Source organism: Arthrobacter sp. SIMBA_036, assembly GCF_046535135.1.
Taxonomy (GTDB): Bacteria; Actinomycetota; Actinomycetes; order Actinomycetales; family Micrococcaceae; genus Arthrobacter.
In genome coordinates, this window is record NZ_JAWRXG010000003.1 from 276,996 (window position 1) to 291,360 (window position 14,365).

Annotated in this window: 11 protein-coding genes; 7 read left to right on the forward strand and 4 right to left on the reverse strand. The window is 62.8% G+C overall.

Annotated elements, in window-relative coordinates; translation table 11 throughout:
- Positions 1-89 precede the first annotated feature (89 nt).
- The 3 genes from SB659_RS06260 to SB659_RS06270 are packed head-to-tail and all read left to right on the forward strand — an operon-like array spanning position 90 to position 3,478.
- A complete protein-coding gene (locus tag SB659_RS06260) occupies positions 90-1,646 on the forward strand; it encodes a circularly permuted type 2 ATP-grasp protein (protein WP_410549816.1) in 1,557 nt (518 codons plus the stop codon).
- 57 nt (positions 1,647-1,703) lie between these two features.
- Positions 1,704-2,630 (forward strand): alpha-E domain-containing protein, encoded by a 927-nt coding sequence (locus SB659_RS06265; RefSeq protein WP_284978353.1) that lies wholly within the window; start codon positions 1,704-1,706, stop codon positions 2,628-2,630.
- Complete coding sequence (locus tag SB659_RS06270; protein WP_410549817.1) at positions 2,627-3,478, forward strand: transglutaminase family protein; 852 nt, start codon at positions 2,627-2,629, stop codon at positions 3,476-3,478. The genes SB659_RS06265 and SB659_RS06270 overlap by 4 nt, the downstream gene beginning before the upstream one ends.
- A gap of 4 nt (positions 3,479-3,482) precedes the next feature.
- Here SB659_RS06270 and SB659_RS06275 read toward each other — a convergent pair whose 3' ends face one another.
- Both SB659_RS06275 and glgC read right to left on the reverse strand, forming a co-directional pair.
- The gene (locus tag SB659_RS06275; RefSeq protein ID WP_284978351.1) at positions 3,483-4,934 is read right to left on the reverse strand and encodes an SDR family NAD(P)-dependent oxidoreductase; all 1,452 of its coding nucleotides are present in this window, start codon (positions 4,932-4,934) and stop codon (positions 3,483-3,485) included.
- A gap of 70 nt (positions 4,935-5,004) precedes the next feature.
- Entirely contained in the window at positions 5,005-6,417 is a 1,413-nt protein-coding gene (gene glgC, locus SB659_RS06280; protein WP_284974870.1) for a glucose-1-phosphate adenylyltransferase, read from the reverse strand.
- A gap of 94 nt (positions 6,418-6,511) precedes the next feature.
- On the opposite strand from glgC, the gene glgA reads away from it, so the two are divergent.
- Positions 6,512-7,708, forward strand: coding sequence for a glycogen synthase (gene glgA, locus SB659_RS06285; RefSeq protein WP_284978350.1), 1,197 nt, complete (start codon positions 6,512-6,514; stop codon positions 7,706-7,708).
- Between the two features lie 86 nt (positions 7,709-7,794).
- On the opposite strand, the gene SB659_RS06290 is transcribed toward glgA, so the two are convergent.
- Together SB659_RS06290 and SB659_RS06295 are read right to left on the reverse strand one after the other, a co-directional pair.
- Complete coding sequence (locus tag SB659_RS06290) at positions 7,795-9,894, reverse strand: acyl-CoA dehydrogenase (protein ID WP_410549818.1); 2,100 nt, start codon at positions 9,892-9,894, stop codon at positions 7,795-7,797.
- 45 nt (positions 9,895-9,939) lie between these two features.
- Positions 9,940-10,575 (reverse strand): TetR/AcrR family transcriptional regulator, encoded by a 636-nt coding sequence (locus tag SB659_RS06295; RefSeq protein WP_284978516.1) that lies wholly within the window; start codon positions 10,573-10,575, stop codon positions 9,940-9,942.
- Positions 10,576-10,706: 131 nt separating this feature from the next.
- Between SB659_RS06295 and SB659_RS06300 the strand changes: the two genes are divergently transcribed.
- From SB659_RS06300 to SB659_RS06310, 3 genes are read left to right on the forward strand one after another with little or no spacing between them, the layout of a single operon-like run.
- Positions 10,707-12,059 (forward strand): acetyl-CoA C-acetyltransferase, encoded by a 1,353-nt coding sequence (locus SB659_RS06300; RefSeq protein WP_410549819.1) that lies wholly within the window; start codon positions 10,707-10,709, stop codon positions 12,057-12,059.
- A gap of 8 nt (positions 12,060-12,067) precedes the next feature.
- A complete protein-coding gene (locus tag SB659_RS06305) occupies positions 12,068-13,408 on the forward strand; it encodes a 3-oxoacyl-ACP reductase (RefSeq protein ID WP_410549820.1) in 1,341 nt (446 codons plus the stop codon).
- Complete coding sequence (locus tag SB659_RS06310) at positions 13,405-14,328, forward strand: MaoC family dehydratase (RefSeq protein ID WP_410549821.1); 924 nt, start codon at positions 13,405-13,407, stop codon at positions 14,326-14,328. The genes SB659_RS06305 and SB659_RS06310 overlap by 4 nt, the downstream gene beginning before the upstream one ends.
- The last annotated feature ends 37 nt before the right edge of the window (positions 14,329-14,365 follow it).

Sequence of the window (14,365 nt, forward strand, 5' to 3'; positions counted from 1 at the left end):
CACTGAAATGCGAACCGGGGCCGCCGCCCACACAGCGACACAAGCAGCGCGTAATGCGCTCGAATCAAAAAGGTGATTGTCTAATTCCCATGTCTGACCTATTCCAGGATTATTCCGAGGCCGCCGCCCGTAGTGGCGCCTACGACGAGATGTTTGCCCCGGGCCAGGTCGCCAGAAAATCTTACGGACAGGTTTCAGGAGCCTTGCGTGAACTTTCGCTCGCGGACGTTAGTGCCCGGGCCGATTCCATGGCGAGGACGTTCCTGGACCGTGGAGTGACGTTTGACTACGCAGGGGAGGAGCGGCCTTTCCCCCTGGACATCGTTCCGCGCGTGATTCCGGCGGATGAATGGGACGTCTTGGAACGGGGGGTGGCGCAGCGCGTCAAGGCATTGGAAGCCTTCCTGAACGATGTCTACGGGCGGATGGCAGTGGTGGCTGATGGGGTGATTCCGAGGCAACTCATCACCACGAGCGCCCATTTCCATCGGGCGGTCCACGGTTTCGAGCCGGCCGGCGGTGTCCGCGTGCATGTCTCGGGCATCGACGTCGTCCGTGACGCTGCCGGGACTTTCCGCGTTCTGGAAGACAACGTCCGTGTCCCGTCCGGCGTGAGCTACGTCTTGGAGAACCGCCGGGCCATGGCCAAGGGACTCCCGGAAGCGTTTGGCCAGCAGCATATCCGGCCTGTGGAGGAATATCCCCGCAGGCTCCTGTCCGCGCTCCGCAAGACCGCCCCGGCCGGCGTCGATGATCCCACTGTTGTGGTCCTGACCCCGGGGGTGTTCAACAGCGCGTACTTTGAGCACACCCTGCTGGCCGGGCTCATGGGGGTGGAGCTCGTGGAGGGACGGGATTTGATTTGCCGCGGCAACCGCGTTTACATGCGGACCACTGCCGGCGAACAGCGCGTTGATGTCATCTACAAGCGCATCGATGATGACTTCCTGGACCCGCTGCAGTTCCGCTCCGATTCGATGCTGGGTTGCCCCGGCTTGGTCAACGCCGCGCGCGCTGGGGGAGTGACCATCGCCAACGCAGTGGGTAACGGCGTCGCCGATGACAAGCTCGTGTACAGTTACGTCCCTGACTTGATCCGGTACTACCTCCACGAAGAGCCGATCATCGCCAACGTTGACACGTTCCGACTCGAGGAAAAGGAAGCAAGGGAGCATGTGCTTGACCGCTTGCACGAATTGGTGGTCAAGCCGGTTGACGGCTCCGGGGGCAAAGGGCTCGTGATCGGCCCGGATGCTTCCAAGGAAGAATTGGACGCTTTGCGCAAGCGAGTCATTGCCGATCCACGGGGTTGGATCGCGCAGCCGGTGTTGCAACTGTCCACGGTGCCGACCCTTTCAGGGGACAAGTTCGGACCTCGCCACGTGGACCTGCGTCCCTTTGCAGTGAACGACGGCGACGACGTCTGGGTCCTTCCCGGCGGACTCACCCGGGTAGCCCTCAAGGAAGGGTCTTTGATCGTCAACTCCAGCCAAGGCGGCGGCTCCAAGGACACCTGGGTCCTGGCGAATTCGTCGCAACTTCCCGCTGAAGCCATCCCACGCCAGTCGGTAAGGGTCCGTGAACAGGTCTCTGTGTGGCCCGTGGAGAGCAACTGGCGGGACCGCCAAACGGAGCAACAGCAGTGAGCGCCCGCACCCCTGACCTGAACTCCGACCGGCACCATGTGAAGGAGGCCCAGTTAGATGCTGAGCCGTATTGCTGAATCACTCTTTTGGATCGGACGCTACGTTGAACGCGCCGATGGCACGGCACGGATCCTGGACGTGCACCTCGAGCGACTGAACCATCTTCCCCTTGAAGAACAACAAAGTGTGGCACGTGACCTGCTGGCCGTCATGGGAGCCAAGCCGCAGAGCGATGACTTCGGGCTTCCCGAACTACTCCATGCCCTTGCCTACGACAAAGCGAGTGCTTCTTCCATCGCCGGTTCACTCGGCGCCGCACGCGAGAACGCCCGCCGCGCACGGGAAACCGTCTCACAGTCCTTGTGGGAGAGCCTCAACACCACCTACTACGGGTTGAACCAGCACCGCAAGGATGTTGTGGGGACGTACCGCTTCTGTAACTGGGTCCTTGAGCGGACCGCGATGGTCCGTGGGCTTGCGGACACCACCGTCAGCCACGATGAGAGTTGGCTGTTCATGGTCCTGGGCCGCTCCCTTGAGCGGGCTGACATGACGGCGCGGATGCTCTCCACCCGTGACGTCCAGTCCGCGGGAATGTCGTGGGTGAACATGCTCCGGTGCGCCGGCGCCTATGAGTCGTTCATCCGGACCCGTCGGGCAGCCTTCGGTGACCAGCACGCGGCCGAATTCCTGCTCCTGGACCGCCTCTTCCCGCGATCGATCGTTTACGCGCTGCGCGACGCCGACGAATGCCTCGCAAAGCTGGATCCCTCGGCACAGCGCGTTGGCTTCATCAACGATGCACGGCGGATCGTGGGCCAGGCCCGCACGTTTTTGGAGTTCCACCGCACCGATGACCTGATGTCGGAACTGCCCGAGCACATGGAACGCGTGCAAAAGGCAGTGACGCAGGCGTCGGACGCGATTTCCCGTAAGTACTTCAATCAGGCTGATGAACACGCCTGGGTGGGAGAAGTTTCATGACCCGGCTAAGTATCGTCCACACCACGGCCTATAGATATAACGGCCGCGTGACGCTGTCCTACAACGAGGCACGGATGACGCCCCTCACCGATGCCCAGCAGGTGGTCTTGGAGTCCTCACTCAAAGTTTCCCCCCATCAGGCAGCGGTGAGTACGTACCGCGACTACTGGGGCACCCGCGTGACAGCTTTCGACATGCAGATGCCCCATGAGAGCCTCGAGGTTGAGGCGACCGCCACGGTGGAGGTCCATCGCCCCGAACGGGTGGCCACCGAGGACGACATTGTGGGTTGGGACGTCATTGCCTCGGACAAGATCCAGGATGAATTCAGTGACTGGCTTCCGCAATCCCGCCTGAGCGGGCCCGGGGATGAGGTTCTTGGGATCGTTCCGGATGTGGTTGCCGGTAAGAACCCGCACGACGCCGCACTCGCGGTTTTTTCGTGGATGGCCGGAGAGATGACCTACATGAAAGGCAGTACCGGCGTCACCACCAATGCCGAACAGGCGTGGTCACAGCGCCAAGGCGTGTGCCAGGACCTGGCACACTTGGCGATCGGCGCGCTGCGCTGCAGCGGCATTCCGGCGCGTTACGTCTCGGGCTACATCCATCCACGCTCGACGGCGGGTATCGGCGAAGCGGTGGCGGGGCAATCGCATGCGTGGCTCGAATGGTGGGATGGGGAGTGGCGCAGTTGGGATCCCACCAACCACAAGCCGGCCGGCGACTACCACGTCACCGTAGCCAGGGGCCGGGACTACCGCGATGTCCCACCGCTTAAAGGCATCCTGTCCGGGGGCGGCGGCTCGGGTCTGTCGGTAACAGTGCAAATCACGCGCCTGGCGTAGCGCTTTACCAGGGCGAGGGCTTGTAGTCCTTGAGGAAGACTCCGTATTGGTCCTCGCCCTTCTCGCCCATCACGATCGGGTCATAAACCCTGGCGGCCCCGTCCACCAGGTCCAAGGGAGCGTGGAAGCCCTCCTCCATGAGCCGGACCTTGGTGTAATGCGGACGCTCGTCCGTGATCCAGCCGGTGTCCACCGCAGTCATGAGGATGCCGTCGGAGTCAAGCATCTCTTGGGCGCTAGTACGGGTCATCATGTTCAAGGCGGCCTTGGCCATGTTCGTGTGCGGATGACCGGGGCCCTTGTAGGCGCGGGAGAATTGTCCTTCCATCGCCGAAACGTTAACGATGTACTTGCGGTGCGCCGTGGAGCGCTTCATGGCATCACGGAGCCTGCTCACCAGCAAGAACGGCGCGGTGACGTTGCAGAGTTGGACTTCCAGCATCTCCAGCGGGTCCACCTCGTCCACCACCTGGGTCCAACTGTTGATGGACGCCAAGTCCGGAACCAAGCCACCGGCGTCGATAGCGGTACCGGTTTCTATTCGCTGCAAGGAGGCTGAACCTGTGGACAGGGCCAGGGACGTGATCGCGTCACCGGCCAACACAGGGTGTTCGGTGACGCTGCTGGCCAAGGCCAGCGGGTGCTTGTCGTGGGCATGGCCGAAGGTGACCAGCTCGGGTCCGCCGTTGGCCGGTTCCAGTGCCGCAGGTAGAGGCTCATCTTCGGCGTCAACCAGCGGCTTGTACGCATTTCCGGAACGGCGCACGGTTTGGGCGGCGTTGTTAATGATGATGTCCAAGGGCCCGGCCTCGTTCAGTGAGTCCGTGAGCGCCATGACCTGGGCCGGATCGCGAAGATCGATGCCCACAATCCGCAGCCGGTGCAGCCACTCAGCGCTGTCCTCCATGGCGGCGAAGCGGCGGGCGGCATCCTTGGGGAACCGGGTGGTGATGGTGGTGTGTGCGCCGTCCCGGAGGAGGCGCAAAGCGATATACATACCGATCTTGGCCCGGCCACCGGTCAGTAAAGCCCTCCGGCCTGTGAGGTCGGTCCGTGCGTCCCGTTTGCTGTGGCTGAAAGCCGCGCATTCAGGGCAAAGCTGGTGGTAGAACGCGTCCACTTGGGTGTAGTGCTTCTTGCAGATATAACAAGGACGCGAACGGATCAGGTGGCCCGCTATCTCTCCCGTGGCAGAGGGCGCAAGCTTGTTGCCGCGCGTCTCGTCATCGATCCGGTCCGGTGCCGCCGTCGCCGTCAGGGCAATGACGGCGCGGTCTGCTTCGGCGATGGAATCACGCTTGGTGACTCGACGATGGCGCTTGACGGCCTTGAACATCTTGCCGGTAGCACGCCGGACGGCAACGTAGTCCGGGTGCTCTTCGTCGTAGACGTGGATCGTGGTCAAAACCTTGAGGCAGGCCTGGATCTCTTCGGGCGTCAGATTGGTGGAGCTCATTGACCTGATTTTACAGCCTGAAGAGACCTCGGCCTGCCCCGGGGCCTGGGTGACCGCCGGCGCCTGCTACCTAGTTGACGACTCCTTGCCGGGCAACATCGGGTACGCGGGCTTGGATTCCGGCAGCGACCTTTTCGGCGGAGTCGCGGATATCGGGATCGTCGTGTGTTGCTGCCTTGACCGCCTCCGGAAGGCTGCGGCGATGCTGGGCGGAGAGGGCAAGCTCAGCCTCGCCGGGCTCCGGAACCATCTGTCCCTTCGCCAGCACCGTGATCCCCGACTCGGTGACTTTGTAACCGCGGGCCCTATCCAGCTCCGGGTCCAGTCCGATGGCAGCGCCGGCCGGAACCTGTACGTTCTTATCCAGAATGGCCCGCTTGATGACTGCGCCCTCGCCCACACGGACCTTATCCATCAGGACCGAGTCCTGGACGCGGCTCCCAGCGGCAACGTACGCGTCGTTGGAAAGCACCGAGCCTTCAACAATGCCACCGGAAATAACCACGCCGCTGGCCACGATGGAATCCAAGGCCGTACCCACCGTGTTGTTGCCGCCTCGGACGAACTTGGCCGGCGGTGAAATGCTCTGGCGGGTGTAGATAGGCCACTCGGAGTTGTACAGGTTGAACACCGGCACGGGCGAGATGAGGTCCATGTGGGCGTCGTAGAACGAATCGATAGTACCGACGTCGCGCCAGTACGTCCGGTCGCGATCCGTGGCGCCCGGGATATCGTTCAGCGTGAAGTCGTAGACACCGGCTTCGCCTTGGTCCACGAAGTAGGGAATGATGTCCCCACCCATGTCGTGCTTGGTGTCGAGCCGCTCCGCGTCCACATGCAAGGCATCAACGAGGGCGTCGGCGTTGAAGACGTAGTTCCCCATGGAAGCCAGGAATTGAGTGGGGTCAGCTGCCAACCCGGGGGTGCTGGACGGCTTTTCCACGAAAGCGGCGATTTTTTGCGGATCATTCTGGTCCACTTCGATCACACCGAACTGGTCCGCCATGTTCAGGGGCTGGCGGACCGCTGCCACCGTGGCCTTGGCGCCGCTGGCGATGTGTTGTTCCACCATCTGGGAGAAGTCCATGCGATAAACGTGGTCAGCACCGACCACAACCACGATGTCGGGAGCGTCGTCGTGAATGAGGTTCAAGGACTGGTAGATAGCGTTCGCACTCCCCAGGAACCAACTCTTGCCCACGCGTTGCTGCGCCGGAACGGAGGCTACGTACCGGCCCAATTGCGTCGACATCCGCCACGTCTCTGAGATGTGGCGGTCCAAACTATGGGATTTGTACTGCGTGAGCACAACAATTTTCAGGTATCCCGAATTAACGAGGTTGGATAGTGCAAAGTCAATTAACCTGTAACCGCCGGCAAACGGAACCGCGGGTTTGGCCCGGTCCGCTGTCAGCGGCATGAGGCGGTTGCCTTCCCCGCCTGCCAATACGATTGCCAAAACTTTCTTCAACGCCATGGTCACAGCTCCCCGTACGTCTTCGTATTCCCCCAAAAGTCCGATTTTCCGGACTCTTTCACACTAGAACACATACGCGGGAACGACTACGTTGGTTAGCGTGCGAATAGACATTGTGACTAAAGAGTTCCCTCCGGAAATATATGGCGGTGCCGGCGTCCATGTTGCCGAGCTCAGCCGCGTGCTTGCGAAGCACGTCGAACTCCATGTGCGGGCGTTCGGTTCGCCCCGTGATTCCGACTACCACGGGGCATCGGTTGAGTCTTATGCGACCCCGGATGAGCTCGGCGGAGCCAACGCCGCCATCCAAACGCTCGGCGTGGACCTGAGGATCGTTCCGGACATCGCGGGAGCGGACCTTGTGCACTCGCATACGTGGTACGCGAACATGGCAGGCCACTTGGCGTCCTTGCTCCATGGCATTCCCCACGTGTTGAGCGCCCACAGCCTTGAGCCGCTCCGCCCGTGGAAGTCTGAACAGCTCGGTGGTGGCTACGCACTGTCTTCATGGGTCGAAAAAACGGCCTACGAAGCCGCCGACGCCATCATTGCCGTTTCGGACGGGATGCGGAAAGACATCCTCCGCAGCTATCCGAACGTGGACCCGAACAAGGTCAAGGTGGTGCACAACGGGATTGACGTTTCCTTGTGGGAAAGGGACGAAGAGGTCGATGCGATCCGCGCTCTTGGGATCGATCCGGACAAGCCCAGTGTGGTGTTCGTGGGGCGCAACACCCGCCAAAAGGGTGTTCCGTACTTGTTGCGGGCAGCTTCAAGCCTGCCCGATGACGTGCAACTGGTCCTCTGCTTGGGCGCGGCCGACACACCGGAGCTCGCCGCTGAGACCGCACGCCTGATCGAGGATCTTCAGGCGAAGCGCCAGGGCGTGGTCCTGATCGAGCGGATGCTCCCACGCCGGGAGCTGATTCAGGTCCTCAGCCATGCCACGGCCTTTGCCTGCCCCTCCATCTATGAGCCCTTGGGGATCGTCAACCTCGAAGCGATGGCGTGTGGTGCAGCCGTTGTGGCCAGCGCGACGGGTGGCATTCCGGAGGTGGTCCAGCACGGAGAAACCGGCTTGCTGGTCCAACTGGAGCAGGTGACGGACGGAACGGGGACACCGCTCGATCCGGAAAAGTTCGTCAGTGATTTCGCCGCTGCGTTGAACGAGGTGGTGGCAGATCCGGCCCGCGCCCGCCAGATGGGCGTCGCAGGCCGACGTCGGGCCGAAGAACACTTTTCTTGGGAGTCCATTACCGAGGCGACGCTCGAGGTCTACCGTTCAGTCTTGCGCTGACCCCTAGCGTCCCAAACAGCAGACCGCGTTCGACGGCGCCGCCCCCTAAGTGGGGACGGCGCCGTCGTTCGTGTCCTGCGAGGCTCCTAACGGGGCCTGGCGGCTTTCAATGCCAGCAAGGCTTTTTCATCCGCCGGCGCGCTGCCGCTGGCGCGCTGTTCCCTGAAATATTTGGCGGCTTCGTCCTGCCGGACGGACTCTGCCCCGGTGGCGATCGCAGCTCGCAGATGCTCCGGGCCGTATCCGAAAGCATCCACCAAGTCCACGGCATGAGGCCGTATTTTGACCAGCAAACGGTTGATGTAGGCACCCACCGTCCGGCCGCGCTGCATAGAGAGCCGGCCGTTCATGAGATACCAAGACAGGTGCTTCTCAATGAGCGACAATCCGAAGAGATCACGCAACCACGTCAGGACTCGCTTGGTGCCTTCGTCCGTGACCTCGCCCAGCGCCTCGGTGAACGCTTCCCATTGCAAGAGCTCCGCATGGGCGTTCGCCGCTTCGATGAGTTCGTTCTGGTGCTGGTTGAAGAGCGCCGCAGCCTGGTGCTGGGGCAGTTTATTGGCGCCCTTCAGTGCCGCGCCAACCTCCGCCACCATGGACTGCACACGGTCAGTGAGCAGAGTCCGCTGACCTTCCTCATCGCGCAACGCCAGCGCTGCCTTCTGGACGGAACCGGTATCGGCGACGAACTGGGCCACCTGCCGCAGCCCCGTCCGGTGCAGGGCAACCCCGGCAGCCTGGTCCACCACGTAGCGGGCAAGGACGCCGAAATCGGCCCCGCGGAATTCTTTGCCGTAGTCAGCCAGGAGACGTTTGGCTACCAACTGCAGCAGAACGGTGTTGTCGCCCTCGAAGGTGACGTAGACATCCAGGTCCGCCCGCAGCGACGCAAAACGGTTTTCGATCAGGAAGCCGGCGCCACCACAGGCTTCGCGGCACTCCTGCAGTGTGTCGAGGGCGTGCCAGGTGCTGAGCGGCTTGAGCGCGGCCGCCAGCGTCTCGAGGTCCTGTCGATCGGCGTCTGAGTCGTGCGCGCCGGAGAACACGTCATCGAACTTCTGCAGCAATTGTTCGTGGGCAAAGCTGGCTGCGTAGGTGGTGGCCAAACGGGTGAACAGCCGGCGCTGGTGCCGCTGGTAGTCCAGCAGGACTTCCTCGTCCGTGTGAGACGAAGCATTGAACTGGCGGCGCTCCGTGGCGTATTGAATGGCGGTCTTGAGAGCCACCTTGCTCGCGGCGACTGCCGCCCCGTCAAGGGAGACACGGCCTTGGACCAAGGTTCCCAGCATCGTGAAGAAGCGGCGGCCCGGGCTCTGGATAGGGGAGGAGTAGGTGCCGTCCGCGGCTACATCACCGTAGCGGTTCAAGAGGTTAGTGCGGGGGATCCGGACATTCGTGAAGTGAAGCCGGCCGTTATCGATGCCGTTCAGGCCACCCTTGATCCCATCGTCCTCGCCGCCGATGCCCGGGAGGAATTCCTTTGTGTCCGGATCCCGGAGCTCAACATAGAAAGCATGGACGCCGTGGTTGACGTCCTTGGTGACCAACTGCGCAAACACGACGGCGGCCAGGCCATCTGTTGCAGCGTTGCCAATGTAGTCCTTCCACGCTGCGCGGAACGGTGTGTTGACCACGAATTCCTGGCTCTCCGGGTGGTACGTGGCCGTGGTGGCGATGCTGGCGACGTCGGACCCATGTCCCGTTTCGGTCATGGCGAAGCAACCGGGGATCTCCAGGCTCATGATGCCCGGCAACCATTTGTCCTGGTGTTCCTTGGTTCCGAGGTGCATGACGGCGGAGCCAAAGAGACCCCACTGGACGCCTGCCTTGATTTGGAGGGAGGGGTCGGCCGTAACGATTTCCTCAAAGCCGGCGATGTTTCCGCCGTGGTCGTCCGAACCACCCAAGCGGGAAGGGAAGGCTCGGTGGACGGCGTTGTTGTCGACGAGGAACTTCAGCTGCTCGAAGACCCGGGCCCGGTGCTCAGTGTGGGACAGCCCCTCAATTTTCTGCACGGATGGGTTGCCCGCCACTGCACGGGCTTCGCGCCGGATATGTGCCCACTTGCCCAGGAGCTGTTCGCCCAGCGCAGCTACATTCACAACGGGTTCCGCGGCCGAGGCCTCAACGCGTTTGCCCGAGGGCTGATGCTGCGATGCGGTTCTGTCCACTACTTCAGTCATGTTGATTCCTTCTTTGGTCCGACAACTGATGAGTCGTTACTGGTATCAGGTGGTGGTTTTGAGTTCAGGGGCGATGCCCAGGCATAGCCAGTCCGTAATTCGCGCGGCCATGGTGGCTTGGTCTGGCTTGGCTGGGCTGGCCGGGCTCCCAAGCCACATCTCGCCGGCGTTCCTGACCAGCCCGATGGCAGCGGTGGGCCAGTAGACAATGACGGCTTCCTTCTCTGGTCCGAGAAATTCCCGCATGGGCGTGGCGATCATGTCGCTGACCTGCTCAAAGAAGTTGCCCAGGGCCCCGGATGCGGCAATGGCGTCTTGGCTGGACGCGTCTCCCGGGCTGGGCCGGGTAATGAACGCGTAGACGTTGGGGCTCGAATCGGCCATTTGGAGGTACGCGGAGACCATGGCGAACAAGCCTTCGCGTGGCGTTTGCGCAAGCTGGGCGGCTTCCTGCATGCGGCGCTGCATCTGGCCCAGGACGAGCTCGCCCATAGCTTGCTGCAGCCCGGCTTTGTCCCCGAAATAACGATAGAAGACCGACTTGGACGTCCCTGCGGCTCCAGCGATGTCCTCCATGGAGGCATCGCTGCCGAACCGGTGCACCGCTTTCCGTGCTGCCTTAATGAGTTCCCTGCGCCGCTCTTCACGATGGGATTGCCAGCGCACGGACCGGCCATCCATTCCGGGGATTGGCTCATTGGTGTCCGCACGGTTCGGCAGGGTGTCGGCTTCCGGGGATTGGCTGTTCACGATACCCAGCGTATCAGGTACGCTGGGTATCAGTAACTGGCATTCGATCGAAGGAGACATCCATGGCTGCAGCGGACATGACCACCGGAGGAGATCGACAGGCACAGCAGGCGCCAGGAACAACTCGCAGGGCGTTCATCGTGGGTGGCAACAGGATTCCCTTTGCCCGCACGGGAGGTGCCTACGTGAAGTCCTCCAACCAGGACATGCTCACGGCTGCCCTTGAAGGCTTGATCGCACGGTTCGGGCTCCAGGATGAGCGGATCGGAGAGGTTGCCGCCGGCGCCGTCTTGAAGCATTCCCGCGACTTCAATCTCACCCGCGAGGCTGTGCTGGGCTCCTCACTGGCCCCGGAAACTCCCGCCTATGATCTTCAGCAGGCGTGCGCCACGGGACTTGAAACAGTGCTGGGCCTGTCCAACAAGATCAGGCTCGGGCAGATCGACTCCGGAATTGCCGGTGGCGTGGACTCGGCCTCCGATGCTCCCATTGCCGTCAGCGAAGGCCTCCGGGAAATCCTCCTTGACCTCAACCGCGCCAAGACGCCCGCGCAAAAGCTCAAGGTCATCAGCCGGATCCGTCCCAAGGATCTCGCTCCCGATGCGCCCAATACCGGCGAGCCGCGGACCGGGTTATCCATGGGTGAACACCAGGCGCTGACCACCGCCCAGTGGAAAGTCACCCGCGAGGCCCAGGATGAGCTCGCCTACAACAGCCACCGCCACCTCGCAGCCGCCTACCAGAGGGGGTTCTTCGATGACCTCCTCACCCCGTACCGGGGCCTGAACCGCGACTCCAACCTCCGCGCCGACACCTCGCTGGAAAAGCTGGCCTCCTTGAAGCCCGTATTCGGTAAGACCCTCGGCTCCGAGGCCACTATGACAGCAGGAAACTCAACGCCGCTCACTGACGGTGCCGCCACCGTCCTGCTGGCGTCTGAAGAGTGGGCAAACAGCCGCGGCTTGCCCACGCTTGCCACCGTGGTGGATGGTGAGGCGGCCGCCGTCGACTTCGTCCACGGTAAGGATGGCCTCCTCATGGCACCCGTGTTCGCGGTGCCACGCCTGCTGGCGCGCCAAGGACTCACCTTCGAGGACATCGACTTCTTCGAAATCCACGAAGCCTTCGCTGGAACGGTGCTCAGTACCTTGGCTGCCTGGGAAGACGAAGAGTTCGGCCGTACCCGGCTAGGCCTGCCGGGCGCGTTGGGGAAGGTGGACCGGGCCAAGCTCAACGTCAACGGTTCCTCCCTTGCCGCCGGACACCCCTTTGCCGCCACCGGTGGCAGGATCGTGGCTTCATTGGCAAAGATGCTGCATGAAAAAGCGCTCACTGAAGGCAGGCCAACGCGGGGGCTAATCTCAGTCTGCGCTGCGGGCGGCCAAGGCGTCGTTGCCATCTTGGAATCAGCGTAGGGGGGACAGTGACAGACAAATACACGCAGATGGTCAGCCGTGGACTGGGTAAGGATGTTGCGAAACGGCTGGGCCTGCCGCAGCCTGTGGTCCTCCGGCGCTACGAACCCGGGGCTCCGCTTATCACCGGTCCGGTCCTCGTCAGTGGTGACAGTGCAGGCGCCGACGACGTCGCTACCGCCCTTCTCGGTTGGGGCCTCGATGTACGCCGCAACGCATTGCCGAGGGAAAAGCTCGGCGCCATAATCCTCGTGCTCGATGCCTTGCAGCACCCGGGTGATCTGGGCAAGCCAGTGCTCACGGCGGGGGGATCTCTGCGGGATCTTGCGGCCAACGCACGCGTGATCACCATGTCCAGAACGCTGCTGTCAGCGTCGTCGCCGTCGGTCGCGGCAGCTCGCCAGGGCGTGGACGGGATGCTCCGCTCGCTAGCAAAAGAGTTGCGGGCGGGTGCCACCGCCAACGGCGTCCTCCTCGCGGAGGAATTGGCAACGACCAGCCCCTCGGCTTTGGGTGCCTTGCGGTTCTTCCTCTCGGGACGATCTGCTTATGTGGATGGGCAGTTCCTGACCGTTGCGTCCGCGTCGGGGAGCATGCCTGCGGACACGGACAAGCCGCTGGCCGGCAAGGTGGCCGTGGTGACAGGTGCTGCCCGTGGAATCGGTGCGGCGATCGCCCGGACCCTCCACCGCGACGGCGCGAAGATCGTGGCCGTGGACATCCCAGCTGCGGGGGACCATCTTGCCGCTGTGGCCAATGAGGTCCGGGGGACGGCGCTCCAGCTGGACATCAGCAATGACGACGCCGGACACCGGATTATCGAGCACGCGGTGGAACGACATGGGCGCTTGGACATTGTGGTGCACAATGCCGGCATCACCCGTGACAGGCTCCTGGCCAACATGGACGAGGCGCGATGGAATTCAGTTATCGCCGTAAACATCGCTGCCCAGCTGCGCATCAATGAAGCACTGCTCCGATCGGAGCATTTCCGGGACTCTCCGCGAATTGTTTCCGTGGCGTCCACGAGCGGCATCGCAGGGAACCGTGGGCAGACAAACTACGGAGCGTCCAAGGGCGGCGTGATCGGCATGGTCAGGTGCACGGCGGCGTTGATGCAGCCGTTCCACGGGACCATTAATGCTGTGGCCCCGGGCTTCATCGAAACCGAGATGACGGCCCGGATGCCATTGGCCATCCGTGAAGCAGCCCGTCGGCTGAACTCGCTCAAGCAAGGTGGTCAGCCGCAGGACGTGGCGGAGGCCATCGCCTTTCTGGCAAGCGACGCCGCCGGTGGCATCTCCGGGGAAGTGCTGCGCGTTTGCGGGCAACAACTGGTGGGAGCATGAGCAACCTGCAGGAAATCGGCCTCACCGAACTGCCCTCATTGTCCAAGTTGTACCTCAACGCTGCAGCCACGGCTGCCAGGCGGAGGATTCTCGGGGGATCGGCGGGTGAGCCCGCGCTGCCGGCAGTGAGCTACCACGTCCGGAACATTCGGGCCGACGTCGACAACTTGACCGCCTACCAACACCTGGTGGGGGAGTCGGCCAGCGATACCTTGCCGGCGGGTTTTGTCCATGCCCTGGCGTTTCCGGTGTCCATGAGCGTCATGAACCGGGATGACTTCCCGCTACCTCTTCTTGGGATGATTCATCTGCGGAACCGGATAGAGCAGAGGAGCCCGATCCACTTCGCGGAGGCCTTGGACGTTTGCGCTTGGTCGGAGAATCTCACCGGGCATAGGGCCGGCACGCAAGTCGACGTCGTGGCGGAGGTGACGCTGCACGCCACTGGGGAGACTGTGTGGCGGGGAGTGTCCACGTACCTTGCCAAGGGTGTCTTCCTTCCGGGAATCGACAAATCCGGAAACCACCATGCCGCCACCGGGCGGGAGGATTTCACCCCACCAGACCCCACGGCCCTGTGGCGGATCGGGCCGGATATCGGGCGAAGCTACGCTGCTGTTTCCGGGGACTTCAACCCAATCCATCTCAGTGTCCTGTCCGCCAAAGCGCTTGGCCTGCGAGGATCCATCGCGCACGGAATGTACTTAGCCTCCCGCGCCCTCGCCGACGTCGGGCCCGCCAAGGGTGACACGTTCAACTGGGACGTCGCGTTTGAGGCCCCGGTCTTCCTGCCGGCACGGGTGGCGCTTGATATCTCGACGACGCCATCAGGAAGCGGGGCATGGTCCTCTGACTACACCGCGTGGAACCCACGGAGCGGCCGGCGGCACTTCACGGGCAGGGTGGCGGCGCGGGGCTGAAAGCATAACTGCTACGCGGCTCCCAACTGATCACCAC

Bases quoted from the DNA above. Each gene is read 5' to 3' on its own strand.
- SB659_RS06290 (WP_410549818.1), bottom strand. From the start codon at position 9,894: ATGACTGAAGTAGTGGACAGAACCGCATCGCAGCATCAGCCCTCGGGC.
- SB659_RS06300 (WP_410549819.1), top strand. From the start codon at position 10,707: ATGGCTGCAGCGGACATGACCACCGGAGGAGATCGACAGGCACAGCAG.
- SB659_RS06295 (WP_284978516.1), bottom strand. From the start codon at position 10,575: ATGGATGGCCGGTCCGTGCGCTGGCAATCCCATCGTGAAGAGCGGCGC.
- SB659_RS06275 (WP_284978351.1), bottom strand. From the start codon at position 4,934: ATGAGCTCCACCAATCTGACGCCCGAAGAGATCCAGGCCTGCCTCAAG.
- SB659_RS06260 (WP_410549816.1), top strand. From the start codon at position 90: ATGTCTGACCTATTCCAGGATTATTCCGAGGCCGCCGCCCGTAGTGGC.
- SB659_RS06270 (WP_410549817.1), top strand. From the start codon at position 2,627: ATGACCCGGCTAAGTATCGTCCACACCACGGCCTATAGATATAACGGC.
- SB659_RS06310 (WP_410549821.1), top strand. From the start codon at position 13,405: ATGAGCAACCTGCAGGAAATCGGCCTCACCGAACTGCCCTCATTGTCC.
- SB659_RS06265 (WP_284978353.1), top strand. From the start codon at position 1,704: ATGCTGAGCCGTATTGCTGAATCACTCTTTTGGATCGGACGCTACGTT.